Source organism: Pseudomonas sp. (genome assembly GCF_035512415.1).
In the GTDB taxonomy this organism is placed as follows: domain Bacteria; phylum Pseudomonadota; class Gammaproteobacteria; order Pseudomonadales; family Pseudomonadaceae; genus Aquipseudomonas.
Genome location: NZ_DATKDZ010000038.1, coordinates 50,721 through 74,174, shown reverse-complemented (window position 1 = coordinate 74,174; position 23,454 = coordinate 50,721). Strand labels below are relative to the sequence as shown.

Here is a 23,454-nt window from a genome sequence, read left to right as displayed (position 1 = left end):
TTGATCGACCCTGTGGCGAACCACAGGGTTGGACAGGGAAATGTGTTGGGCGGGACGGCTGGCTTAGCTCAACCGGGTGTCCGCTTTGAACTCGTTGCCGAGCTGCTTGAGGTTCGGGTCAAAGGCATCGTCGTCCTGGCGGTTCTGCAGCACGGTATGCAGGTGCGCTTCCGGGTCGAAGTCGTCTTCTTCCTGTTCCACGTACTCTTCCGGCAGGAACAGATTGAGCAGGATGGCGCTGAAGGCACCGATGGTGATGGGCGAGCCGAAGATGTTTTTCAGCGCGTCGGGCATCTGCGACAGCACTTCCGGAACCGCGCCCACGCCCAGACCCAAGCCCAGGGAGATGGCCACGATCAGCACGTTGCGACGGTGCAGGCCGGCCTCGGTGAGGATCTTGATCCCCGCCACGGCCACGGTGCCGAACATGATCAGGGTGGCTCCGCCGAGTACCGGTTTAGGCATCAGCTGCAACACCGCGCCGACCGCCGGGAACAGGCCGAGCAGCACCAGAATGCCGGCGATATAGAAGGCCACGTGGCGGCTGGCCACGCCGGTGAGCTGGATCACCCCGTTGTTCTGGCTGAAGGTGGTCATCGGCAGGCTGTTGAACATCGCCGCCATGGCCGAGTTGCAGCCATCGGCGAGTACCCCGGACTTGATCCGGCGCATATACAGCGGGCCTTTGACCGGCTGCTTGGAGATGATCGAGTTGGCGGTCAGATCACCGGCGGTTTCCAGCGGGGTGATCAGGAAGATCACCGCAATCGGTACAAAGGCCACCCAGTCGAAGTTGAAGCCGTATTTGAACGGCACCGGCACGCTGATCAGCGGCACCTGGGCCATATTGGCAAAATCCACCTTGCCGGTGAACCAGGCCACGGTAAAGCCCAGGGCTAGGCCAATAATCACCGCCGACAGGCGTACCACCTGGGATTTGAAGCGGTTGAGCAGCACGATGGTGCCCAGCACCAGACCGCCGAGGGCCAGATGGTGCAGGGCACCCAGGTCTGGCGCGCCGTAGCCGCCGGCGATATCGGTCATGCCGACCTTGATCAGCGACAGGCCCATCAGGCAGATGATGGTGCCGGTGACCACGGGGGTGATCACCCGGCGCAGCTTGTTGATGAACTGGCTGAAGGCGATCTCGACAAAGGCGGCGCAGAAACACACGCCGAAGATGGTCGAGAGAATTTCTTCCTCGCTGCCACCACGGCCCTTGACGATAAAGCCGGCGCTGAGAATCACGCTGAGAAAGCCGAAGCTGGTGCCTTGCAGGCACAGCAAACCGGAGCCGATCGGGCCGATACGCTTGGCCTGGATAAAGGTGCCCAGGCCAGAGACGAACAGCGCCATGCTGACCAGGTAGGGCACATAGGCACCCAGGCCGAGTACGTTACCGATGATCAGGGTGGGAGTGATGATGCCGACGAAGCTGGCCAGTACATGCTGCAGCGCGGCGAAGATCGCCGGTGCGAAAGCCGGACAGTCATCCAGTTGGTAGATCAGGTCGTTGTTGGCCACAGGCGCAGCTGTGGCGGGAGTGGTGCGAGTCGTGGTCATCTCATAGCCTGCCAGTTGTTTTTATATGGTCATGGGCTTGCACGAGGCTTCACGGCGCCTCTTTCTGATTAGGAGAGAATCTGTCTAACCGGTCAGAATGATCCGACTATAGCAACTTGTTTACAGTCTTAAAAACAATTTATTTGTGAATTGTGCACAATAAATTGACCGTTAGTCTGATGGCTGACAGCGAGGCTTTAGGTTGGCGGGAGAGGGGCTTAAGTCACGCGGAGGGGCGAGGCAGGGAGAACGGAGTGGCCCAACAGGCGCAAATCCTGAACCGCAGGCCCTCACTCGAACGCGGCGCGCCCCAGCCCCTCTTCCGGAGGGAGAAGGGCGTTTCTTGGGCGTGCCTCGATCAGTCCCCTCGCCCCCCTGGGGAGAGGGTTAGGGAGAGGGGCTGGCCTGTACGGTGGGTGCAAATTGACGGGATGACAAATCTATTTCGTAGTTTGAAATGGATACATTCGGGCGTATCAGTTGAGCTGTGCGCCCCGGTCGATCCAGGCTCCGATCAGGTCACGTTCGTCCTGGGTCATCTGGGTGATATTGCCCAGCGGCATGATCTGCGAGACGACGCTTTGCGCGTGGATCTTCGCCGCCTGGGCCTTGATCTGTTCCGGCGTGTCGAGGATAAAACCGGCAGGCGGCGCGCTGAACATCGGACTGCTTGGCGTGGCCGAGTGGCAAACACTGCAGCGTTCCTGAATCACACTGTTGACCTGGGCAAAGTCGCCAGCGCCAGTTGCAGCTTCAGCAGGGGCGCTGGGCTCAACGGGTTCCGCTGCTGCCGGCTCGGCGGCCTTGGTCGCCTGCGGGTTGCCACTGACGCCAGTGGCCGGTACCGGCGCATATTTGATTACGGCGGCCTGGGGTGCGTCGGTCGCTTTCGCCTTCATTTGCGGGCCGGTGACAAAGGCCAGGCAGATCATGCCCAGGGCTGCGGCGGGCAGGGTCCAGACGTATTTGCTGCTGTCATGGCGGGTGTTGAAGTAATGCCGTACCAGTACCGCCAACATCGCGATGCCCGCCAGGATCAGCCAGTTGTATTGGCTGCCATAGGTGCTCGGGAAGTGGTTGCTGATCATGATGAACAGCACCGGCAGGGTGAAGTAGTTGTTGTGACGCGAACGCAGCAGGCCTTTGGCGGGCAGGGTTGGGTCCGGCGTGGTGTTGTCTTCGATGGCCTTAACCAGCGCGCGCTGGGCCGGCATGATGGTGAAGAACACGTTGCCGACCATGATGGTGCCGATAATGGCGCCGACATGGATATAAGCGGCGCGGCCGCTGAAGATCAGGTTGAAGCCATAGGCTGCGGCGATCAGCAGAACGAACAGCACAGCGCCAAGCAGGGCCGGGCGCTTGCCCAGGGGTGAGTCGCAGAGGAAGTGATACGCCACGTAGCCCGCAATCATCGAGCCGAAGCCGATGGCGATAGCCAGCTCTGGTGCCAGATCAACGCCCGGCTTGACCAGGTACAGGCTCGGATTGAGGTAGTAGACCACCAGCATCAGGGCCACGCCCGACAGCCAGGTGAAATAGGCTTCCCATTTGAACCAGTGCAGGTTCTCCGGCATTTTCGGCGGAGCCAGCTTGTATTTTTCCAGGTGGTAGATACCGCCACCGTGGATCGCCCAGAGGTCACCGGACAGCCCTTCGCGCGGGTTGGAACGGTTGAGGTTGTTTTCCAGCCAGACGAAATAGAACGACGCGCCGATCCAGGCGATGCCGGTGATCATATGGATCCAGCGGATACCCAGGTTCAGCCACTCAGTAAAATGCGCTTCCATTATCAGTACCTCTTCCCAGTGCCGGCACGCCGGTCTCCTGGGCTTCTCTTATTGGTGGGGGGCGAGGAGCAGTTGTTCCTCGTCACTAAAGAAATGCTCATCGCAGTTGTTGCCAGAACCACTGCGATCAACCACCAGGAAGTCATCCCGCTTTTCGATCGTCAGCACCGGGTGGTGCCAGACGCCGCGATGGTAATTAATGCCCTGCCTGCCGTTGCTGCGGAAGGCGCGGACCAACTCCGATTCAGGTGCATCGCCAACTGGCGCGACCACAATCAGAAAGGGGTTGCCGAGCAGCGGAATAAACGCCTGGCTGCCCAGCGGGTGGCGCTCCAACATGCGAATGGTCAGCGGCATTTCCAGCGCTTCGGCACTGAAGATGCTGATGATCGCCGTATCCTCCGGCTGGGCGGTCTCGACCGTGGCCAGTTTGTGATAGCGGCGAGTGGAGCCGTTATTGATCATAAAGAACTCGCTGCCCTCGGTTTCGATAACGTCACCAAAGGGGGCGAAGGCTTCTTTGCTCAGCGGCTCGATGATCAATTTACGCATGTTGGTCTTCTGTTTTTGATTGTCTCCCCTCTCCCTTGGGAGAGGGGCCGGGGGTGAGGGGCTTTTTGTAGGAGCGGCAGGGCGGCATTCCGCTCTGGCCGCGATGCTGTGAGTTTTCAAAGGTATCGCGGGCAAGCCCGCTCCTACAGTCGTGCATTTACTTGGCGACTTTGCCGAACAAACGCAGGCGGCTGATGCCACCGTCCGGGAACACGTTCACCCGTACGTGGGTGATCGGGCCCAGTGCCTTGATCTGCTCGCTGAACTCGTGCTCGGCGTGCATCGAGAGCTTCTGGCTTGGCAGCAGTTCGCGCCAGAACAGGCTCTGGGTCTCGATCTGGTTGTCGGTGCCGCCTTTGACGAAGGCCGCCTGGACCCCGCAGCTGTCCGGGTAGTTGCCTTTGAAGTGCAGGGTGTCGACGACGATGCGTTCGATCTCGCCCGGATGGCCAAGGGCGACAATCACCCAGTCGTTACCGGGCGTACGGCGACGTGCGGTTTCCCAACCGTCGCCCATATTGATGCCACGGCCCGGGTTGAGAATATTGCTCATGCGGCCGAAGTGTTCGTCCGAACAGGCCAGGGCGCGACCGCCATTCAGCGCGGCAGCCAGATCGATCTGCTCGTTGTCGCCAACATTGCTCCAGTCGCGGAACGGCACGCCGTATACGCGCAGACGGGCGACGCCGCCGTCCGGATAGATATTGAAGCGCAGGTGGGTGAAGGCCTGGGCATTGGCGATTTCATGGTAGTGGTGGCTGTTGCCCTGCAGTTCGACTGCGCCCAGCACTTCGGTCCACTCGGTGGCGTCGGTCGGGTCGCCTGCGGCGACAAAACAGCCTTCCAGGGACGCCGACGGCGGGAAGTTGCCGGTAAAGAAACTGGTGTCGATGTCCACACCCTTGATCGAGCCTGCCACGCCCAGGCGGATCACCGCGCTGTCATAACCTTCGAAGCGCTTGCGACGCGACTCCCAGCCATCCATCCACTTGCCGTTGTCATCGAACACGCCCTCCTTCCATACGGCCGGGGTCGGCTGGAACAGACGGTTAACGTCGGCGAACCAGTCGTCGGTGACCGAGATGGCCTGGGTGCCCAGGCGCGCGTCGGCCAGGTTGACGTATTTCTCGAAGGGTACGGCGTAAGCTTTCATATCGTGTCTGCCTTAGGTGATGGCGTTAGGAGAGGGCGGAGGGCTTACAGCTGCTGCAAGCGCAGCAGCGCGATCTTGTTGATCTCGGCCAGGGCGCAGGCGAATTCCTGCTCCGGGGAGTTATGAATGCGCTCCTCGAAGGCCGCCAGGATCTGGTGCCGATTGCTGCCTTTCACCGCCATGATGAAGGGGAAGCCGAACTTGGCCTTGTAGGCATCGTTCAGTTCGGTAAAGCGGGCGAACTCTTCTGCGGTACAGGCGTGAATGCCCGCACCGGCCTGCTCCGATGTGGAGGAGGCGGTCAACTCACCGCGTACGGCTGCCTTGCCGGCCAGGTCCGGGTGAGCATTGATCAGCGCCAGCTGTGTCGCATGGCTGGCGCTGAGCAACAGGTCGGCCATGCGCTGATGCAGGCCGTCGATCTGGTTGAGGCTCTCGTCCTGGCCCAGGTCGAAGGCCTTCTCGGCAACCCAGGGCGAGTGCTCATAGATGTCGGCGAAGACAGTGACGAAATCCTCGCGGCTCAGGCTCGAAGGCGTCAGGGTCTGAAAGCGGCTCATTTGCTGTTCTCGTGCTGTTGATTCAAGAAGAAGGGATGGGTGGCGTGCCAGTGGCGGGCGATATCGACGCGGCGGGCGCACCAGACTTTTTCGTGGCCTTTGACGTATTCGATAAAACGCGCCAGGGCGGCGATGCGCGCCGGGCGGCCGAGCAGGCGGCAGTGCATGCCGATCGAGAGCATCTTCGGCGCGCCGGCCACGCCCTCGGCATAGAGCACGTCGAAGGCGTCCTTGAGGTACTGGTAGAAGTCGTCGCCGGTGTTGAAGCCCTGCACCTGGGTAAAGCGCATATCGTTGGTGTCCAGGGTGTAGGGGATCACCAGGTGCGGCTTGGCCGCGGTGCTGGCCGGGTCCCAATAGGGCAGGTCGTCGTCGTAGGTGTCCGAGTCGTAGAGGAAGCCGCCTTCCTCCATGACGATCCGCCGGGTATTCGGCCCGGTGCGGCCGGTGTACCAGCCCAGCGGGCGTTCGCCGGTGATGTCGGTGAGGATGCGGATGGCTTCGAGCATATGCTCGCGCTCTTCGGCTTCGCTCATGTATTGGTAGTCGATCCAGCGGTAGCCGTGGCTGCAGATCTCGTGACCAGCGGCGGCCATGGCCTTGATCGCGTCGGGGTGGCGTTGGGCGGCCATGGCCACAGCGAAGATGGTCAGCGGGATATCGTGTTGCTGGAACAGCTTGAGCAGACGCCAGATGCCGGCGCGGCTGCCGTATTCATAGAGCGACTCCATGCTCATATTGCGCGCGCCCTGCAGCGGCTGGGCGGAGACCATCTCGGAAAGAAACGCCTCGGACTCCTTGTCGCCGTGCAGCACATTGCGCTCGCCGCCTTCCTCGTAATTGAGCACAAACGACAGGGCGATACGCGCATCATTCGGCCAGTGCGGATGGGGCGGGTTGTTGGCGTAACCGATCAGGTCGCGTGGGTAGTCAGCGCTCACTGCAGTCTTCCTTCTTGGTGTTGTTGCGGTCACTGGGTTGGCCCAGGGTAGGGTGGGTAACCGCGATGGCTCAATTGTATACAAAGTGCATTGCATTTTGTAAATCGAAAATTTACCTATTTTGTAAAAAAACGCCATTTCCACAAAACCGCCCACGCTTTAACCCCGCTCGCCGATGCAGCGCTGGTTGGCTTTAGGTCGTGGCAAGCAGGTGGCGGCTGTGCGGGAATTTGGCTGTTGGCATTGTGTACAATTATTTTAAAAAGTGTCTTATATTTTGTTTTTGACATGCTATGCTGCCAGCAGGTCAAGGCCGCCAAAGCCTGAGTAATCTGTCGAATTCACTACAAGTAGAGGAGGTGTGGTGCCTGCCTGGGTATTTGCTCAGCGTAGACACCCCTAACCGATGGGACGATTGACTACACATGTTCTAGATGCCGCGCACGGCTGCCCTGGCAGCGCCCTGAAAATCGAGCTGTACCGCGTTGAAGGGGCTCGGCTGGAGCTGCTTAACAGCGTACAGACCAATAGCGATGGCCGCTGCGACGCGCCGGTATTGCAGGGCGATGACTACCGCACCGGCGTTTACCAGCTGCATTTCCATGCCGGCGATTACTACCGCGCCCGTGGCGTTGCCCTGCCTGAGCCGGCCTTTCTCGATGTGGTGGTGCTGCGTTTCGGTATCGATGCCGACCAGGAGCACTACCACGTGCCGCTGCTGATTTCCCCATACAGCTACTCCACCTATCGCGGTAGTTGAGAGCGAATGCTTGTCACCCTCTGACTCATTCAAGAGTCCCTGGCCCGCCCACACTGCGGGCCTTTTTTTGTCTGCGATTTATCGGGCGGTAATGATGCCGGTGCGCACGGCGCACCCTACGGGGTGATGCGCCTGCCTCCTTTCATTGCACTGCTTTAGCGACTTAGCAACGAAGCCGCGCCCGCGCCGCCGAACAATCCCGCGCTGATGCGGTTGAACCACACCTGGCCCTTGCCGGAGCGCAGGTAGCGTGCCGCGCCCTGGGCGCTGAGGCCGTAGAACAGCTTGCAGGCCAGATCCAGTACCGCCCAGGTGGCGATCATCAGCAGCAGCTGGCCGAGCATCGGCCGTTCGGCGCTGATAAATTGCGGCAGAAAAGCGGCGAAGAACAGGATGTCCTTGGGGTTGCTCGCACCCAGGCCGAAGGCCTTCCAGAACATGCTGCGAAAGCCTGGGTTGACTGGCTGCTCTTCGGCCGTCACCGGCTTGGCGGCCTGGCGTGAGGCCTGCCAGCTTTGCCAGGCGAGATAGAACAGGTACAGCGCGCCGACAATCTTCAGCAGGCTGAACAGCTGCTCCGAGGCCAGCAGCAGCGCGCCAAGGCCCAGGGCTGAAGCACTGAGCAGGCAGATCGAGGCTGACACCCCGCCGATAAAGGCCGGCAGCGAGCGGCGCAGGCCGTAGTTCAGGCTGTTGCTGACCATCAATAGCGACAGCGGCCCGGGGATCAGAATCACCACCAGTGCAGCGCTTGCGAACAACAGCCAGGTTTCCAGACTCATTCCTATTCTCCAGATGTGGAAAAGCCCCAACGCGCGCGCCGGGGCTGGTTACTGCCAGGCTTTCCTTAGAGGAAGGCGAACTTGGCGATAAAAATAATGCATAGAACGTACAGGCTAAGCGATACCTTGTCGCGTTGACCGGTCAGCAGTTTCAGCGTGGCGTAAGTCAGGAAGCCCAAGGCAATACCGTTGGCGATGGAGAAGGTCAGCGGCATCATGACCACGGTGACAATCGCCGGGATGGTGTCGGTGTGGTCTTTCCAGTCGATATGCGCCATGCCGCTCATCATCAGCATTGCTACATAGATCAGCGCGCCAGCGGTGGCGTAGGCGGGGATCATGCCGGCCAGTGGGGCGAAAAACATCGCGGCGAGAAACAGCAGGCCGACGGTGACCGCGGTCAACCCGGTACGGCCACCAGCGGCCACGCCCGAGGCACTTTCCACATAGCTGGTTACCGGCGGGCAGCCGACCATGGCACCAATCACGCTGGAGGTACTGTCGGCCTTGAGGGCCTTGGACAGGTTCTGGATCTTGCCGTCTTCATCCACCAGGTTGGCGCGATGGGCCACACCCATCAGGGTGCCGGCGGTGTCGAACATATTGACGAAGAGGAAGGCCAGAATCACGCTGATCATCGCCACGTTGAAGGCCCCGGCGATATCCATGGCCAGGAAGGTCGGGGCCAGGCTTGGCGGCATCGAGACCAGGCCGTTGTACTCGACCAGACCCAGGGCCCAGCCGCCAGCGGTAACAGCCAGCATGCTGAAGAGGATGGCCCCGAATACATTGCGATGGCTAAGCACGGCGATCATCAGAAAACACACGGCCGCGAGCAGCGCGTTGGGTTCGCCGAACGAGCCCATGGTCAGCAGGGTGGCCGGGCTGTCGACGACGATACCGGCAGTCTTCAGGCCGATCAGCCCGAGGAACAAACCGACCCCCGCACCCATGGCGAAACGCAGGCTCATGGGGATGCTGTTGAGCAGCCATTCGCGGATGCGTGACAGGCTCATGATCATAAACAGGATGCCGGAGATAAACACCGCGCCCAGGGCGATCTGCCAGCTGTAGCCCATCTCGCCGACCACCGTGTAGGTGAAGAAGGCATTGAGGCCCATACCTGGTGCCAGGCCCACCGGCCAGTTGGCATACAGCCCCATCAGGAAGCAGCCGATGGCCGCGCCGATGCAGGTGGCGACAAACGCCGCGCCATGATCGATGCCGGCACCGGCCATGATATTGGGGTTGACGAAGATGATGTAGGCCATGGTGACAAAGGTCGTCAGGCCAGCCAGGAGTTCGGTTTTGATGGTGGTGCGGTGTTCAGTCAACTTGAAGAAACGGTCCAGTAGACCCGGCTTTATCAGCCCTTGGGCGTGAGTCGCATGTTGTTCTTGTTTAGCGCTTTCCACAGTGGGTACTCCTTATCTCTCTTGTTGTGTACCACCCAGAGTCTGTGCTGCGCACGGTTTCAACTCTCTGAGGCAGATGGTGCGTTGCGGTGTGCTTGTCGGCCTGCTTGTTGACCGAGCGGTCAGGAAGGCACACTGTCGCGATTATGCGTTTGTATACAAAAAAAGCAAATAATGTTTTTAGAGTGGTTCTGTATCTGAAGCTGGATTGTGATGCACGGTCGATACATAAAATGCACGCTTAATTTAAGTCGTGTTTCTTGATAAAGATTAATAAAAACAAAAGCTTGTGTGATTTTTTCGCGATTATCCAGGTAGCGCTGCCATTCGCGCGGAGACGTCTCGCGGTGTTTTGGCTCGGGTGTTAAGGCGATTAATCGATACAGATTGGGATTGCTTAGAAGAAATAAATTTACCGATTCCGCTCAGCGGTAAGGCGGGAAGGGGCCAGCGAGGCTGGAGCCGGCCCGGTGGGCCCTGGGCTGTTGCGCTGACGGTGTACGAACTGGTCACATTGTGTACAATGCTGGGGCATTTTATCTGTAACTTTTCCGCTATCCGTTGCTTGGCCCAACCAGCAAGTGCACGGCAGAAGGGTTGCCCGAGTAGAAACCGCCGGACTTTTTCACGCGAGCCAGAATGAACGAACAATTGCAGCCCCTAAAGAAGCAGTCGCGCGAAGGCAAAAGCACTCGCAGCGGGACTCAGGATGATGTCGTTTACGCGCATATTTTCGATGCCATTCTGGAGCAGCGTCTGGCTCCTGGCACCAAGCTCAGCGAAGAAGCCCTGGGCGAGATCTTCGGTGTCAGCCGCACCATTATCCGCCGCGCCCTGTCGCGCCTGGCCCATGAAGGTGTGGTGCTGCTGCGGCCTAACCGCGGCGCGGTAGTCGCCAGCCCCGGGGCGGAAGAGGCCAAGCAGATTTTCTATGTGCGGCGCATGATCGAGCGCGCCATTACCGAACTGGCTTGCAAAAACGCTACGCCCGAGCAGATCGCCGGCTTGCGTCAGATGGTGATCGACGAGCGCGAATGCTTTGCCCGCGGTGATCGTGGCATGGGGATTCGCCTGTCCGGCGAGTTCCACCTCAAACTGGCTGAGGCCGCGGGTAACCAGACCCTGTTTGGTTTTCTACGCAGCCTGATCTCGCAGACCTCGCTGATCATTGCCCTGTACGAGAGCAACAGTCGCACCCACTGCTCGGATGCCGAGCACGACCAGGTGATCGATGCCATCGAGGCTGGCAATGTTGAAGTGGCCGTCGACCTGATGATGCGCCATATGGACAGCGTCGATGCCAAGCTCAATCTGGATGGCGAAACCGCCTCCGATGATCTGCATGCGGTGTTCTCCCATCTGTTGCCCAGCAACAAGAAAAAGCCGGGGCGTAGTCCGGCTAGTCGCTGATTAGCTATCGAAATCGACCCGTAGGGTGGGTTAGGTGCATGTTGCCAATAGCGATGAACCAGCGAAATCCGCTGCACCGTAACCCACCATAGGTGCAACCCGGCCCAGTTTCGAGGCGGAGTGCCTGGTGGGTTACGCGTCGCGCCATTATCGAGGTGTCTGATCATTCGGAGTTTGGCGTCGCTAACCCACCCTACGGGATGGGCTTTCGCCGCGACAGTCGCCGCTGAAGCGCCTCCCACGGTTTGTCTCAATCCCTGCGATGCACCGACACGCCGGCGGCAAAGGTTTCCTTGATCGCGCGGTCATCGCCGAGCATGGTCAGGGCGAAGAGTCTTTCGTCCAGGGTCTTGGCCTGCTGCATGCGGTAGCTGATCAGCGGTGTGGCGTTGTAGTCGAGCACTACGAAGTCGGCGTCTTTGCCGCTCTCGAAGTTGCCGAGCTTGTCGTCCAGGTACAACGCGTTGGCACCGCCGAGGGTGGCCAGGTACAGCGACTTGAACGGATCGAGCTTCTTGCCCTGCAGCTGCATCACCTTGTAGGCCTCGTTCAGCGATTGCAGCTGACTAAAGCTGGTGCCAGCGCCGACATCGGTGCCCAGGCCGACGCGCACGCCATGCTGTTCCAGCTTGTTCAGGTCGAATAGGCCGCTGCCGAGGAACAGGTTGGAGGTCGGGCAGAAGGCCACCGCCGAACCGGTTTCGGCCAGGCGTTTGCATTCGTCGTCGCACAGGTGCACGCCGTGGGCGAACACCGAGCGCGCGCCGATCAGCTTGTAGTGGTCGTACACATCCAGGTAGCCCTTGCGCTCGGGGAATAGCGCTTTCACCCATTCGATTTCCTTGCGGTTCTCGGACAGGTGGGTGTGCATATACAGGTCCGGGTACTCGCCCAGTAGCTTGCCGGCCAGGGTCAGTTGTTCCGGGGTGCTGGTCGGGGCGAAGCGCGGGGTGACGGCGTAATGCAGGCGGCCCTTGCCGTGCCAGCGTTCGATCAGCTCTTTGCTGTCGGCGTAGCCGGATTCCGGGGTATCGGTCAGGTAGTCCGGGGCATTGCGATCCATCAGCACCTTGCCGGCGATCATGCGCAGGTTCAGCGCTTCTGCAGCCTCGAAGAAGGCGTCCACCGATTGCTTGTGCACGGTGCCAAACACCAGCGCGGTGGTGGTGCCGTTGCGCAGCAACTCTTTCAGGAAGATACCGGCCACGTCGGCGGCGTGGGCCTTGTCGGCGAACTGCTGCTCGGTGGGGAAGGTGTAGGTGTTCAGCCAATCGAGCAGTTGCTCGCCGTAGGAGGCGATCATCCCGGTTTGCGGGTAGTGGATATGCGTGTCGATAAAACCGGGGGTGATCAGCGCATCGCGGTATTCGGTGATGTCCACGCCCTTGAGGGTAGGCAGCAGGTCGGCGGCGTAGCCGACTTTGGCCACCTGGCCGTTGTCGATGACCAGCAGGCCGTCTTCGAAATACTCATAGGATTGCTCAACGCCCACCACGGCAGGGTCGGCAATGCTGTGCAGGATGGCGGCGCGGTAGGCTTTCACTGGGCTAGTCATGTAACGCTTATCTCAATCTATGGATTTGGTCGCCCAGGCGCGCGTGCGCCTGGGCAGATAGTCAGGCCTGGGTGCGGCGAGAGGCGGGCAGCAGCTTGGCAACGCTGGGCTGGCCCTTTTTGCTTTCTTGGCCAAAGGCGGCGTTGTAGGTGGCGATTACTTCACCGGCGATGGACACAGCGATCTCCACCGGCAATTTGCCTTTGACCTCAGCCAGGCCCATCGGGCAGCGCATGCGCGCTACTACCGCTGGGTCGAAGCCGCGATCACGCAGGCGGTGTTCGAACTTGGCGCGTTTGGTCTGCGAGCCGATCAGCCCGTAGTAGGCAAAATCATTGCGCTTGAGGATTTCTGCAGTCAGCTCCAGGTCGAGCTGATGGTTGTGTGTCATGACGACAAAGTAGCTGCCAGCGGGCATGCGTTCGATCTCGTCGATCACCTCTTCATTCACCACCTTTTCCACCCCGGCGGGAATCTGCTCGGGGAATTCGTTTTCCCGCGAGTCGATCCAACGCACCTTGCACGGCAAACTGGCGAGCAGCGGCACCAGGGCGCGGCCAACATGGCCTGCCCCGAATACGGCGATCTGCGCCTGGGGTTGGCCCATGGGCTCAAACAGCAGCACGGTGGCGCCGCCACAGCACTGGCCGAGACTGGCGCCTAGGCTGAAACGCTCCAGGCGGGTGTCCTGGCTGCGGCTGCTGAGCATTTCGCGGGCCAGCTCCATCGCCTTGAATTCCAGATGACCGCCACCGATGGTCTCGAAGATGCGGTCAGCGGTGACCACCATTTTCGAGCCCGCATTGCGCGGGGTTGAGCCGCGTTCTTCGATGATGGTCACCAGCACGCAAGGCTGACCTTGCTGCTGCAGTTCGGCGAGGGCGCTGATCCAGCTCATTTGCTCAGCCTCCAGGTTGGCGGCAGTTGTCCGGGGCGCGGTAAGCGCCAGTTGCTCGGCGACGGGTCCAGTATCGGTACCGGAATTGGTCGCGGTGTTTTGCTATTCGGTTCGGTGTGTTTTGTCATTGTTGTACACCTGCTTTGTTCTTCTTTCGCGACCCTGGTGTAAAACGCTTCGCGGTTTTTCACCCTACCTGGCGTAGGGTGGATGTCGCGCAGCACATCCACCAGATCGGCGGTTCGCATTAGGCCGGTTCGACCTCGGTCGCGTTTTCGGCTTTGGCCAGTTGCTGTAATTTCTTCATCTGCTCCACCCCCCAGAGCACGCGCTCAGGAGTTGCCGGGGCGTCGATGTTTGGTTGTACGCGGTAGTCCGCCAGGCTCGCCACGGCGTCCTTGATCGCACACCACACGGCGATGCCGAGCATAAAGGGCGGCTCACCCACGGCCTTGGAGTGGAACACGGTGTCTTCCGGGTTCTTGCGGTTTTCCACCAGATTCACGCGCAGGTCCAGCGGCATATCGGCGATGGCGGGGATCTTGTAGCTGGCAGGGCCGTTGGTCATCAGCTTGCCTTTGCCATTCCACACCAGCTCTTCCATGGTCAGCCAGCCCATGCCCTGGACGAATGCGCCTTCGACCTGGCCGATGTCGATGGCCGGATTCAGCGAGGCGCCGACGTCATGCAGGATGTCGGTGCGCAGCATCTTGTATTCGCCAGTCAGGGTGTCGACTATCACTTCCGAGCAGGCTGCGCCGTAGGCGAAGTAGTAGAAGGGGCGTCCGGCGGCTTTGTCACGGTCATAGAAGATCTTCGGCGTGCGGTAGAAGCCGGTGCTGGAGAGCGATACCTGGCCGAAGTAGGCCTTCTGGATCACTTCCTCGAAGCTCAGGAACAGATCGCGCACGCGCACCTGGCTGTTGCGGAACTCGACGTCTTCCGGGGTAACCTTGTATTCGCGCACCAGAAAATCAACCAGACGCTGCTTGAGGGTTTCAGCGGCGTTCTGTGCGGCTTTGCCGTTGAGGTCGGCACCGCTGGATGCAGCAGTCGGCGAGGTGTTTGGCACCTTGTCGGTGTTAGTCGCGGTGATCTGGATACGCGAGATATCCACCTGCAGCACTTCGGCGACGATTTGCGCGACCTTGGTGTTCAAGCCCTGGCCCATCTCGGTGCCACCGTGGTTCAGGTGGATCGAACCGTCGGTGTAGATATGGATCAGCGCGCCGGCCTGGTTCAGGAAAGTGGCAGTAAAGCTGATACCGAATTTCACCGGGGTCAGCGCCAGGCCTTTCTTCAGTACCGGGCTTTTGGCGTTGAATGCGCGGATTTCTTCGCGGCGCTTGGCGTAGTCACTGCTGGCTTCCAGCTCTGCGGTCATCTCGTGGATAACGTTGTGCTCGACCGTCTGGTGATAGTGGGTGACGTTGCGCTCGGTCTTGCCGTAGTAGTTGGTCTTGCGCACTTCCAGCGGGTCTTTGCCCAGGCTGCGCGCCACCGCATCCATGATCTCCTCGATAGCGACCATACCTTGCGGGCCGCCGAAGCCGCGGTAGGCGGTATTCGACGCGGTGTTGGTCTTGCAGCGATGACCATTGATGGTGGCGTTGCCGAGGAAGTAGGCGTTGTCGGAGTGGAACATCGCGCGGTCGACGATCGAGCCGGACAGATCCGGCGAGTAGCCGCAGTTGCCGGCGAGTTCAATCTCGATGCCATGCAGCAGGCCGTTGTCATCGAAGCCCACGTCGTATTCGACGTAGAACGGATGGCGCTTGCCGGTCATCTGCATGTCTTCAACACGCGGCAGGCGCATCTTGGTCGGCCGGCCGGTGAGGTGCGCGATTACGGCGCACAGGCACGCCGGGCCTGCGGCCTGGGTTTCTTTGCCGCCGAAACCGCCGCCCATGCGGCGCATGTCGATGACGATCTTGTGCATTGGCACGCCGAGCACTTCGGCCACCAGCTTCTGCACCTCGGTGGCGTTCTGCGTCGAGGTGTAGACGATCATGCCGCCGTCTTCGCTCGGCATTACCGAGGAAATCTGGGTTTCCAGGTAGAAGTGTTCCTGGCCGCCGATATGCAGGCTGCCTTGCAGGCGGCGCGGCGCGGTGGCCAGTTCGGCTGCGGAGTTGCCGATCTTGTGCTGATGGCTGTCGAGGACGAAATGCTTCTTGCGCAGCGCATCGACCACGTCCAATACCGGCTCAAGGTCTTCGTATTCGATGATTGCGGCCATGGCCGCCTTACGCGCGGTTTCCAGGCTGTCGGCGCCGACAGCGATCACCACCTGGCCGACGTATTCGACCTTGCCGTCCGCCAGCAGCGGGTCACCGGCGACTACCGGGCCGATATCCAGTTGGCCGGGTACGTCCTTGCTGGTGATGGCGATGGCCACGCCGGGAATCGCATAGCAGGGCGCGGTGTCGATGCTGACGATGCGCGCGTGGGCGCGGTCGCTCATGCGGGCATAGACGTGCAGCTGATTAGGGAATTCCAGGCGGTCGTCGACGTAGATGGCTTCGCCGGAGACGTGCTTGTCCGCGCTCTCGTGCTTGACGCTGCGGCCGACGCCGGTGGTGATATCGGCGCGGAACAGTTCGGCCAGTTCGGCCTGGGTTTTGTGCTGGATGTGGTTAGACATAGGCGGTCACCCGGGTTTCGACTTCGGGAGCTTGCAGCTCGAGGAAGAATTTACGCAGCAGGTTCTGCGCGGTGAGCAGGCGGTATTCCTTGCTGGCGCGGAAGTCGCTGAGCGGGGTGAAATCCTCGGCCAGTGCAGCGCAGGCGCGTTCGATCACGCCCGGATACCAGGCCGAACCTTGCAGCGCGGCTTCGCAGGCAGCGGCGCGTTTCGGGATGGCGGCCATGCCGCCAAAGGCGATACGCGCGCTTTGCACCACGCCATCTTCGACCACCAGGTTGAAGGCGGCGCAGACGGCGGAGATGTCATCGTCGAGGCGCTTGGACACCTTGTAGGCGCGGAACGCCTGGCTGGCCTGATGGCGCGGCACGATGATTTTCTCGATAAATTCGGCTTCCTGGCGCGCAGTCACCTTGTAGTCGAGGAAGTAGTCTTCGATCGGCAGGGTGCGGCTGTTGTTGCCTTTGCGCAGGACGATCTGTGCGCCGAGGGCGATCAGCAGCGGCGGGGCATCGCCAATCGGCGAGGCGTTGCCGATATTGCCGCCCAGGGTGCCCTGGTTGCGGATCTGCAGGGAGGCAAAGCGGTGCAGCAACTCGCCGAAGTCCGGGTAGTCCTGGGCCAGCGCTTCGTAGCAGTCGGACAGCGCGGTAGCGGCGCCAATCTCGATATGCTCGGCGGTGACTTCCACGCGCTTCATCGATTCGATATGGCCGACGTAGATCATTACCGGCAGTTCGCGGTGGAATTGGGTGACTTCCAGGGCCAGATCGGTGCCGCCAGCGAGCAGGCGCGCTTCCGGGTTAGCCGCGTAGATATCGGCTAGGTCGGCGACGGTCAGTGGCAGCAGGCAGCGTTTGTCGCCGCTGTTGAGCTCAGCGGTGTCTTGCGGGGCGATGGCTTTCAGTTGGGCGACGGTTTGCGCTTCGGCGGCGTCGAACTGGTCCGGCTGCTTCTGGCAGCAGGCTTGCTCGGCCGCATCGATGATCGGGCGGTAGCCAGTGCAACGGCAGAGGTTGCCGGCCAGGGCTTCCATGGTGTCGGCCTTGTCGAAGCCATCGGAATTTTTCTGCAGGGCGAACAGCGACATAACGAAGCCTGGGGTGCAGAAGCCGCACTGCGAACCGTGGCAGTCGACCATGGCTTGCTGCACGCTGTGCAGTTGGCCCTGGTGCTTGAGGTCTTCAACCGTGATCAGCTGTTTTCCGTGCAAGGAGGAGACAAAGGTCAGGCAGGAGTTGAGGGTGCGATAGCGCACGCGCTCCCCAATCAGCTCACCGACTACCACGGTGCAGGCCCCGCAGTCGCCCGAGGCGCAGCCTTCTTTGGTGCCAGATTTGCCGAGATGCTCACGCAGGTAATTGAGCACGGTAACGTTTGGGTCCAGGGCATGCTCAGTACGCAGCTCCCGGTTGAGTAAAAACTGGATCAAGGACGACCTCCAGGCACTTTATTGTTCTCGTATCAGGCTCTGCTGAAACGACTGAGCGCAACGGCGCAGCGTTTCGACAAGGCTTGGCATGAGGCGAATCTAGAGTTTTCTGACTTTGGGGTCAATAAATATTTGACTCTGTGGTCAGGCTATTGTCATGCGATTCGGTTATGAGGCTGCCGTGACGCAAGAGGATGGCTGAAGGCTAGCCGGTTTTATGCCAACAAAGCCTCTGGGGCAGGCGGTTAAGGTGCTGATAGAAGGCTGGCACGCGTGGTCACCGTTCGAGCGCACAACAAAAAGCCCCAAGGGCGAATGCCGTTGGGGCTTTTGAAAGGCGAGGCTTAGTGACTGGCGAGTTGCGAGTCGGTCAGCTGATGTTCTTCGCCGGCATAGTAGGCGCGCACTCGCGGGTCCATCACCGCCCGCCACAGTGGCGGAAACAGCGCCAGAACGATCATTCCGGCATAGCCATTGGGCAGTTGCGGGCTGTCGTCGAAGTGGCGCAGCACCTGATAGCGGCGTTTGGCGTAAGCGTGATGGTCGGAGTGGCGCTGCAGGTGGAAGAGAAACAGATTGGTCAGCAGGAAGTTGCTGTTCCATGAGTGGGTCGGATTGGTGCGCTCATAGCGGCCGCTGTCCAGTTTGCGGCGGTGCAGGCCGTAATGCTCCACGTAGTTGACGATCTCCAGCAGAGTAAAGGCGACGATCGACTGGCCAATAAAGAACAGTGCGCCGAGCCAGCCGAAGGCCAGGCTGAAGCCGAGCAGGAACAGGGCGCTGATGGCGTACCAGGCGAGCAGCTCGTTGCGCCAGTGCAGGGCGGGTAGGTTCTTGCGCTTGAGACGCTCGGCTTCGAGTGCGAAGGCATTGAGGAAATTGTGCTTGTAGGCGTGGGGCAGGAAGGCATACAGGCTCTGACCGTAGCGTGAGGAACTGGCGTCTTCCGGGGTCGATACATGCACATGGTGGCCGCGCACATGTTCGATCTTGAAGCCGCCGTAGCACACCGCTGCCAGCAGCAGGCCGCCGGCGTTCTGCTCGAGTTTCGGGTCCTTGTGGATCAATTCGTGGGCCACGGTAATGCCGATGGCACCCGTGACCGTGCCCACCGAGAGCATCCAGCCCAGCTGGCCGAGCCAGTTCCAGGCCTGATAGTTGACGAAGACCCAGCCGGCCCAGCCGAGCATGCCCAGCAGGAAGGGCACAGTGGCCAGGCTGAGCAGGCGGTAGTAGGTCTGCTGCTCCATCTGCGGCACCTGCACCGCTTCGTCCGGGTTGGCCGGGTCACGGCCGACGATAAAGTCCAGCAGCGGGATCACGCCGAACACCACCAGTATCACCATCCAGGCCCAGGCGTTGGCATAGTCGCTGCCTTGCGACCAGTAATAACTGAGGGGGATGCCCAGTACCGGGATCAACCAGAACCAGTAGCCGATGCTCTTGATGGCAAGCATCCAGTTGGAGGGAAGGCGTTCGAACATAGGGGGCTCCATTTTTTTATTCTTGGGCGATAGCGCTGGTAGGATTGTAGGACAATGTGTTTTCACCAACAGCCACAAGAGGCCTATCTTTTGGCCTGAAAGTGCCCCGCCTGTGCCCTTGGCCCGGTAACACCCTGTGTTACACTCGCGCCCTGCGCATACCTGCCCACGCCAAGCCTGGCGGGGGTTTCAGTATCTCTATCGCTTGCCCCCAATAGGTCAGTAGAGCCTAAGGATCATCATGACGTTCAAGGCACCGGACAGCCTCGCCGAGCAGATCGCCCACCATCTGGCTGAACGCATCATTCGTGGTGAGTTGCAGGCCCGTGAGCGGATTCAGGAACAGAAAGTCACCCAGGCGTTGAATGTCAGCCGGGGTTCGGTGCGTGAAGCGCTGCTGATTCTCGAACGCCGTCACCTAGTGGTGATTCCGCCGCGCCGCGGTGCCCAGGTGGCCGAGTTGACCCCGCACAAGGTCAAGAGCCTGTATGCCCTGGTGATAGAGCTGTACATCCTGCTGGGCAAGGCGGTGGCCGAGGGCTGGCAGATCCAGAGCGACCTGGCCCCTTTCCTGGCTATCCAGCAGCGCTTGCAGGAAAGTTTGCAGCGTGAGGACATCAACGCCTTTGTGGAAACCAGCTTCGACATCATGCGCGCGGCGTTTCCCTTTGCCGACAACCCCTACCTGCAGGAAACCGTAGAGAACCTGCTGCCGGCGATCAGCCGCACCTATCACCTGGCGCTGGAACGGCGCAAAAGCGAAATGGGCCAGTTTCTCAATACCTTTGCCGAGTTGCTGCAGGTGATCATCGCCCGTGATCAGCCGCGCATTCGCGAGGTGTTGATCGGCTATGGCGAGCACAACTGTCAGCTAGTGCTGGCTGCCTTGGCCGAATCCTGAGGAAGACTGCGCATGCGGCTCAAGTGCATCAAGCTGGCGGGTTTCAAATCATTCGTCGACCCCACCACGGTGACCTTCCCCAGTAATATGGCGGCGGTGGTCGGGCCCAATGGTTGCGGCAAGTCGAACATTATCGACGCCGTACGCTGGGTGATGGGCGAGAGTTCGGCAAAGAACCTCCGTGGCGAGTCGATGACCGACGTCATCTTCAACGGCTCCAATACCCGCAAGCCGGTGACCCAGGCCTCCATCGAGCTGATCTTCGACAACTCCGACGGCACCCTGACCGGTGAGTACGCCGGTTATAACGAAATCTCGATCCGCCGCCGGGTCACCCGCGACAGCCAGAACACCTATTTCCTCAACGGCACCAAGTGCCGTCGCCGCGACATTACCGATATTTTCCTCGGCACCGGCCTGGGCCCGCGCAGCTACTCGATCATCGAGCAGGGCATGATCAGCAAGCTGATCGAAGCCAAGCCGGAAGACCTGCGCAACTTTATCGAGGAAGCGGCCGGTATCTCCAAGTACAAGGAGCGCCGCCGCGAAACCGAAAACCGCATCCGCCGCACCCACGAGAACCTGGCGCGCCTGACCGACCTGCGTGAAGAGCTGGAGCGCCAGCTCGACCGTCTGCATCGCCAGGCCCAGTCGGCGGAGAAGTATCAGGAATACAAGGCAGAAGAGCGTCAGCTCAAGGCCCAGCTCACCGCCCTGCGCTGGCAGGCGTTGAATGAGCAGGTGGGCAGCCGCGAGGCGGTGATTGGCAACCAGGAAATCAGCTTCGAAGCCCTGGTGGCCGAGCAGCGCAACGCCGATGCCAGCATCGAGCGCCTGCGCGATGGTCACCACGAGCTGAGCGAGCGCTTCAACCTGGTGCAGGGCCGTTTCTATTCAGTGGGCGGCGATATCGCCCGGGTCGAGCAGAGCATCCAGCACGGCCAGCAGCGCCTGCGCCAGTTGCAGGACGACCTTAACGAAGCCGAGCGCGCACGCCTGGAAACCGAATCGCACCTGGGCCACGACCGCACCCTGCTGGCGACTTTGGGTGAAGAGTTGGCCATGCTCGAACCTGAGCAGGAGATGACCGCCGCGGCGGCCGAAGAGTCCGCTGCCGCGCTGGAAGAATCCGAAAGCGCCATGCATGGCTGGCAGGAGCAGTGGGACGGCTTCAACCAGCGCAGCGCCGAGCCACGCCGCCAGGCCGAGGTGCAGCAATCCCGTATCGCCCAGCTGGAGCAGAGCCTGGAGCGCCTGGCGGAGCGCCAGCGCCGTCTTGCCGATGAGCTGCAGCAGCTGGCCGCCGACCCGGAAGACGCCGCCATTATCGAGCTGGGCGAGCAGATCGCCGCCAGCGAACTGAACCTGGAAGACCTGCAACTGGCCGAAGAGCAGCAAGCCGAACGCCTGCAGCAGTTGCGCCACGAGTTGCAACAGGCCGGCCAGGCCCAGCAGCAGGCCCAGGGCGAGCTGCAACGTTTGAACGGCCGCCTGGCCTCGCTGGAAGCCCTGCAACAAGCCGCCCTCGACCCCGGCAAGGGCCCAGGTGACTGGTTGCGCGAGCACAACTTAAGCGAGCGCCCGCGTCTGGCCGAAGGCCTGCGGGTTGAAGCCGGCTGGGAACTGGCGGTGGAAACCGTGCTGGGTGCCGATCTGCAGGCGGTGCTGCTGGATGATTTTCAGGGTCTGGATTTTTCCGGCCTTGCCCAGGGCGATTTGCGCCTGGTCAGCCCGGCCAAGGGCGGCGCGCGGTTTGCCGGCAGCCTGCTGGACAAGGTTGAGGCGGCTGTCGATCTGGCACCCTGGCTGGCCAGGGTCAAACCGGTGGACTCGCTGGACGATGCTCTGGCTGCCCGTGCCAGCTTGGGCGAAGGCGAAAGCCTGATCAGCCGCGACGGCTACTGGGTCGGCCGGCACTTCCTGCGGGTGCGCCGCGCCAGCGAAGCGGAAAGCGGCCTGCTGGCCCGCGGCCAGGAAATCGAGCAGCTGGGGCTGGAGCGCGAAGAGCGCGAAGCGGCCCTGGCGCTGCTGGAGGAACGCTTGCTGCAGCTGCGCGAAAGCCAGGGCCAGCAGGAAGAACAGCGCGAGCAGCAGCGTCGCCAGTTGCAGGACCAGGCCCGCCGCCTGGGCGAGCTAAAGGCGCAGTTGTCTGCCGGGCAGGCCAAGGTCGAACAGCTGATATTGCGCCGCACCCGGCTGGATGCTGAGCTGCACGAACTGGCCGAGCAGCGCGCCATCGAGCACGAGCAGCTGGGCGAGTCGCGCCTGCAGCTGCAGGACGCCCTGGACGCCATGGCGACCGATAACGAGCAGCGCGAAAGCCTGCTGGCCAGTCGCGACAGCTTGCGCGAGCGACTCGACCGGGTGCGCCAGGAAGCCCGCCAACACAAGGACCACGCCCACCAGCTGGCCGTACGCCTGGGTTCGCTCAAGGCGCAGCACGATTCCACCCGTCAGGCTCTGGAGCGTCTGGAGTTGCAGGCTGAGCGCCTGCACGAGAAGCGCGAGCAGCTCAACCTCAATCTGGAGGAGGGCGAAGCGCCGCTGGAAGAGCTGCGCATGAAGCTCGAAGAGCTGCTCGACAAGCGCATGGCGGTGGAAGACGAACTCAAACTGGCGCGCCTGGCCCTGGAAGACGCCGACCGCGAGCTGCGCGACGCGGAAAAACGCCGCACCCAGGCTGAACAGCAATCCCAGCTACTGCGCGGCCAGCTTGAACAGCAGCGCATGGAGTGGCAATCCCTGACCGTGCGGCGCAAGGCGTTGCAGGATCAGCTGTTGGAAGACAATTACGACCTGCACGGCGTACTGGCGACCTTGCCGGGCGATGCCAGCGAAACGGCCTGGGAGGACGAGCTGGAGCGCCTGGCAGCGCGTATCCAGCGCCTCGGCCCGATCAACCTGGCGGCGATTGACGAATATCAGCAGCAATCCGAGCGAAAACGTTATCTGGATGCGCAGAACGCCGACCTGGTGGAAGCGCTGGATACCCTGGAAAACGTGATTCGCAAGATCGACAAGGAAACCCGCAACCGCTTCAAGGAAACCTTCGACCAGATCAATGGCGGTCTGCAGGCCCTTTTCCCCAAGGTTTTTGGCGGCGGTAACGCTTATTTGGAACTCACCGGCGAAGATCTACTCGATACCGGGGTAACTATCATGGCGCGGCCACCGGGCAAGAAGAACAGCACCATCCATCTGCTCTCGGGCGGTGAGAAAGCGCTGACCGCATTGGCTCTGGTTTTCGCCATCTTCAAGCTCAATCCAGCACCTTTCTGCATGCTCGATGAGGTGGATGCGCCGCTGGATGACGCCAACGTCGGGCGTTACGCACGGCTGGTAAAAGAGATGTCAGAAACGGTGCAATTTATCTATATCACCCACAATAAAATCGCCATGGAAATGGCCGATCAGTTGATGGGTGTGACCATGCATGAGCCAGGCTGTTCACGTTTGGTTGCAGTTGATGTGGAGGAGGCGTTGGCAATGGTTGAAGCATGATGCGTCTGCCTGTGTAAAGTTGCCTTTCGTCGTGCTAGCTTAACGCGCAATGTTATCAAGAGTGGCCCGTGGCCCAGAGAAAGACCTGCAAGAACATGGAGTTGGCGTCAGGT

Annotated in this window: 17 protein-coding genes; 4 read left to right on the top strand and 13 right to left on the bottom strand. The window is 60.9% G+C overall.

The genetic code is table 11. The features are described from left to right. Positions 1–63 precede the first annotated feature (63 nt). From VMP31_RS17460 to puuE, 6 genes are all read right to left on the bottom strand, one after another. The gene (locus VMP31_RS17460; protein ID WP_325508976.1) at positions 64–1,563 is read right to left on the bottom strand and encodes a nucleobase:cation symporter-2 family protein; all 1,500 of its coding nucleotides are present in this window, start codon (positions 1,561–1,563) and stop codon (positions 64–66) included. A 476-nt stretch (positions 1,564–2,039) separates the two neighbouring features. After that, the gene (locus VMP31_RS17455; protein ID WP_325508975.1) at positions 2,040–3,353 is read right to left on the bottom strand and encodes a urate hydroxylase PuuD; all 1,314 of its coding nucleotides are present in this window, start codon (positions 3,351–3,353) and stop codon (positions 2,040–2,042) included. Between the two features lie 48 nt (positions 3,354–3,401). Continuing rightward, on the bottom strand, positions 3,402–3,905 hold the full coding sequence (locus VMP31_RS17450; RefSeq protein WP_325508974.1) for an ureidoglycolate lyase: 504 nt from the start codon (positions 3,903–3,905) through the stop codon (positions 3,402–3,404). Positions 3,906–4,062: 157 nt separating this feature from the next. Beyond that, positions 4,063–5,058 carry an allantoicase gene (gene alc / locus VMP31_RS17445; RefSeq protein WP_325508973.1) on the bottom strand — a complete coding sequence of 332 codons (996 nt, stop codon included), beginning with the start codon at positions 5,056–5,058 and terminating at the stop codon, positions 4,063–4,065. Positions 5,059–5,102: 44 nt separating this feature from the next. Beyond that, a complete protein-coding gene (gene uraD, locus VMP31_RS17440; protein ID WP_325508972.1) occupies positions 5,103–5,618 on the bottom strand; it encodes a 2-oxo-4-hydroxy-4-carboxy-5-ureidoimidazoline decarboxylase in 516 nt (171 codons plus the stop codon). Continuing rightward, a complete protein-coding gene (puuE, locus tag VMP31_RS17435; protein WP_325508971.1) occupies positions 5,615–6,559 on the bottom strand; it encodes an allantoinase PuuE in 945 nt (314 codons plus the stop codon). The genes uraD and puuE overlap by 4 nt, the downstream gene beginning before the upstream one ends. Positions 6,560–6,965: 406 nt before the next feature. On the opposite strand from puuE, the gene uraH reads away from it, so the two are divergent. Then, positions 6,966–7,319 carry a hydroxyisourate hydrolase gene (gene uraH, locus VMP31_RS17430; protein ID WP_325508970.1) on the top strand — a complete coding sequence of 118 codons (354 nt, stop codon included), beginning with the start codon at positions 6,966–6,968 and terminating at the stop codon, positions 7,317–7,319. Positions 7,320–7,474: 155 nt separating this feature from the next. Here uraH and VMP31_RS17425 read toward each other — a convergent pair whose 3' ends face one another. Further along, complete coding sequence (locus tag VMP31_RS17425; RefSeq protein ID WP_325508969.1) at positions 7,475–8,101, bottom strand: LysE family translocator; 627 nt, start codon at positions 8,099–8,101, stop codon at positions 7,475–7,477. Positions 8,102–8,166: 65 nt separating this feature from the next. Further along, positions 8,167–9,516, bottom strand: a complete 1,350-nt coding sequence (locus VMP31_RS17420) for an NCS2 family permease (RefSeq protein ID WP_325508968.1) — start codon at positions 9,514–9,516, stop codon at positions 8,167–8,169. A 639-nt stretch (positions 9,517–10,155) separates the two neighbouring features. On the opposite strand from VMP31_RS17420, the gene VMP31_RS17415 reads away from it, so the two are divergent. Further along, complete coding sequence (locus VMP31_RS17415; RefSeq protein WP_325508967.1) at positions 10,156–10,926, top strand: GntR family transcriptional regulator; 771 nt, start codon at positions 10,156–10,158, stop codon at positions 10,924–10,926. Positions 10,927–11,176: 250 nt separating this feature from the next. Here the strand turns inward: VMP31_RS17415 and guaD are convergent, their stop codons facing one another. The 5 genes from guaD to VMP31_RS17390 all read right to left on the bottom strand — a co-directional run bounded on the left by guaD (position 11,177) and on the right by VMP31_RS17390 (position 18,939). Further along, entirely contained in the window at positions 11,177–12,481 is a 1,305-nt protein-coding gene (guaD, locus tag VMP31_RS17410; RefSeq protein ID WP_325508966.1) for a guanine deaminase, read from the bottom strand. A gap of 61 nt (positions 12,482–12,542) precedes the next feature. Continuing rightward, positions 12,543–13,379, bottom strand: coding sequence for a xanthine dehydrogenase accessory protein XdhC (gene xdhC, locus VMP31_RS17405; RefSeq protein WP_325508965.1), 837 nt, complete (start codon positions 13,377–13,379; stop codon positions 12,543–12,545). A gap of 247 nt (positions 13,380–13,626) precedes the next feature. Next, complete coding sequence (xdhB, locus tag VMP31_RS17400; RefSeq protein WP_325508964.1) at positions 13,627–16,023, bottom strand: xanthine dehydrogenase molybdopterin binding subunit; 2,397 nt, start codon at positions 16,021–16,023, stop codon at positions 13,627–13,629. Then, a complete protein-coding gene (gene xdhA, locus VMP31_RS17395; RefSeq protein WP_325508963.1) occupies positions 16,016–17,455 on the bottom strand; it encodes a xanthine dehydrogenase small subunit in 1,440 nt (479 codons plus the stop codon). Before xdhA ends, xdhB begins: the two co-directional genes overlap by 8 nt. A gap of 344 nt (positions 17,456–17,799) precedes the next feature. Beyond that, entirely contained in the window at positions 17,800–18,939 is a 1,140-nt protein-coding gene (locus tag VMP31_RS17390) for an alkane 1-monooxygenase (protein ID WP_325508962.1), read from the bottom strand. 241 nt (positions 18,940–19,180) lie between these two features. On the opposite strand from VMP31_RS17390, the gene VMP31_RS17385 reads away from it, so the two are divergent. Further along, positions 19,181–19,840 carry a GntR family transcriptional regulator gene (locus tag VMP31_RS17385; protein ID WP_325508961.1) on the top strand — a complete coding sequence of 220 codons (660 nt, stop codon included), beginning with the start codon at positions 19,181–19,183 and terminating at the stop codon, positions 19,838–19,840. A gap of 12 nt (positions 19,841–19,852) precedes the next feature. Beyond that, positions 19,853–23,341, top strand: a complete 3,489-nt coding sequence (gene smc, locus VMP31_RS17380) for a chromosome segregation protein SMC (RefSeq protein WP_325508960.1) — start codon at positions 19,853–19,855, stop codon at positions 23,339–23,341. Positions 23,342–23,454: the final 113 nt, after the last annotated feature.

Excerpts from the sequence above, each read along its gene's own strand:
- VMP31_RS17385 (WP_325508961.1), top strand. The coding sequence starts at position 19,181 with ATGACGTTCAAGGCACCGGACAGCCTCGCCGAGCAGATCGCCCACCAT.
- VMP31_RS17425 (WP_325508969.1), bottom strand. The coding sequence starts at position 8,101 with ATGAGTCTGGAAACCTGGCTGTTGTTCGCAAGCGCTGCACTGGTGGTG.
- guaD (WP_325508966.1), bottom strand. The coding sequence starts at position 12,481 with ATGACTAGCCCAGTGAAAGCCTACCGCGCCGCCATCCTGCACAGCATT.
- VMP31_RS17455 (WP_325508975.1), bottom strand. The coding sequence starts at position 3,353 with ATGGAAGCGCATTTTACTGAGTGGCTGAACCTGGGTATCCGCTGGATC.
- VMP31_RS17390 (WP_325508962.1), bottom strand. The coding sequence starts at position 18,939 with ATGTTCGAACGCCTTCCCTCCAACTGGATGCTTGCCATCAAGAGCATC.
- uraD (WP_325508972.1), bottom strand. The coding sequence starts at position 5,618 with ATGAGCCGCTTTCAGACCCTGACGCCTTCGAGCCTGAGCCGCGAGGAT.
- xdhB (WP_325508964.1), bottom strand. The coding sequence starts at position 16,023 with ATGTCTAACCACATCCAGCACAAAACCCAGGCCGAACTGGCCGAACTG.
- alc (WP_325508973.1), bottom strand. The coding sequence starts at position 5,058 with ATGAAAGCTTACGCCGTACCCTTCGAGAAATACGTCAACCTGGCCGAC.
- VMP31_RS17450 (WP_325508974.1), bottom strand. The coding sequence starts at position 3,905 with ATGCGTAAATTGATCATCGAGCCGCTGAGCAAAGAAGCCTTCGCCCCC.
- VMP31_RS17460 (WP_325508976.1), bottom strand. The coding sequence starts at position 1,563 with ATGACCACGACTCGCACCACTCCCGCCACAGCTGCGCCTGTGGCCAAC.
- uraH (WP_325508970.1), top strand. The coding sequence starts at position 6,966 with ATGGGACGATTGACTACACATGTTCTAGATGCCGCGCACGGCTGCCCT.
- VMP31_RS17415 (WP_325508967.1), top strand. The coding sequence starts at position 10,156 with ATGAACGAACAATTGCAGCCCCTAAAGAAGCAGTCGCGCGAAGGCAAA.
- xdhC (WP_325508965.1), bottom strand. The coding sequence starts at position 13,379 with ATGAGCTGGATCAGCGCCCTCGCCGAACTGCAGCAGCAAGGTCAGCCT.
- smc (WP_325508960.1), top strand. The coding sequence starts at position 19,853 with ATGCGGCTCAAGTGCATCAAGCTGGCGGGTTTCAAATCATTCGTCGAC.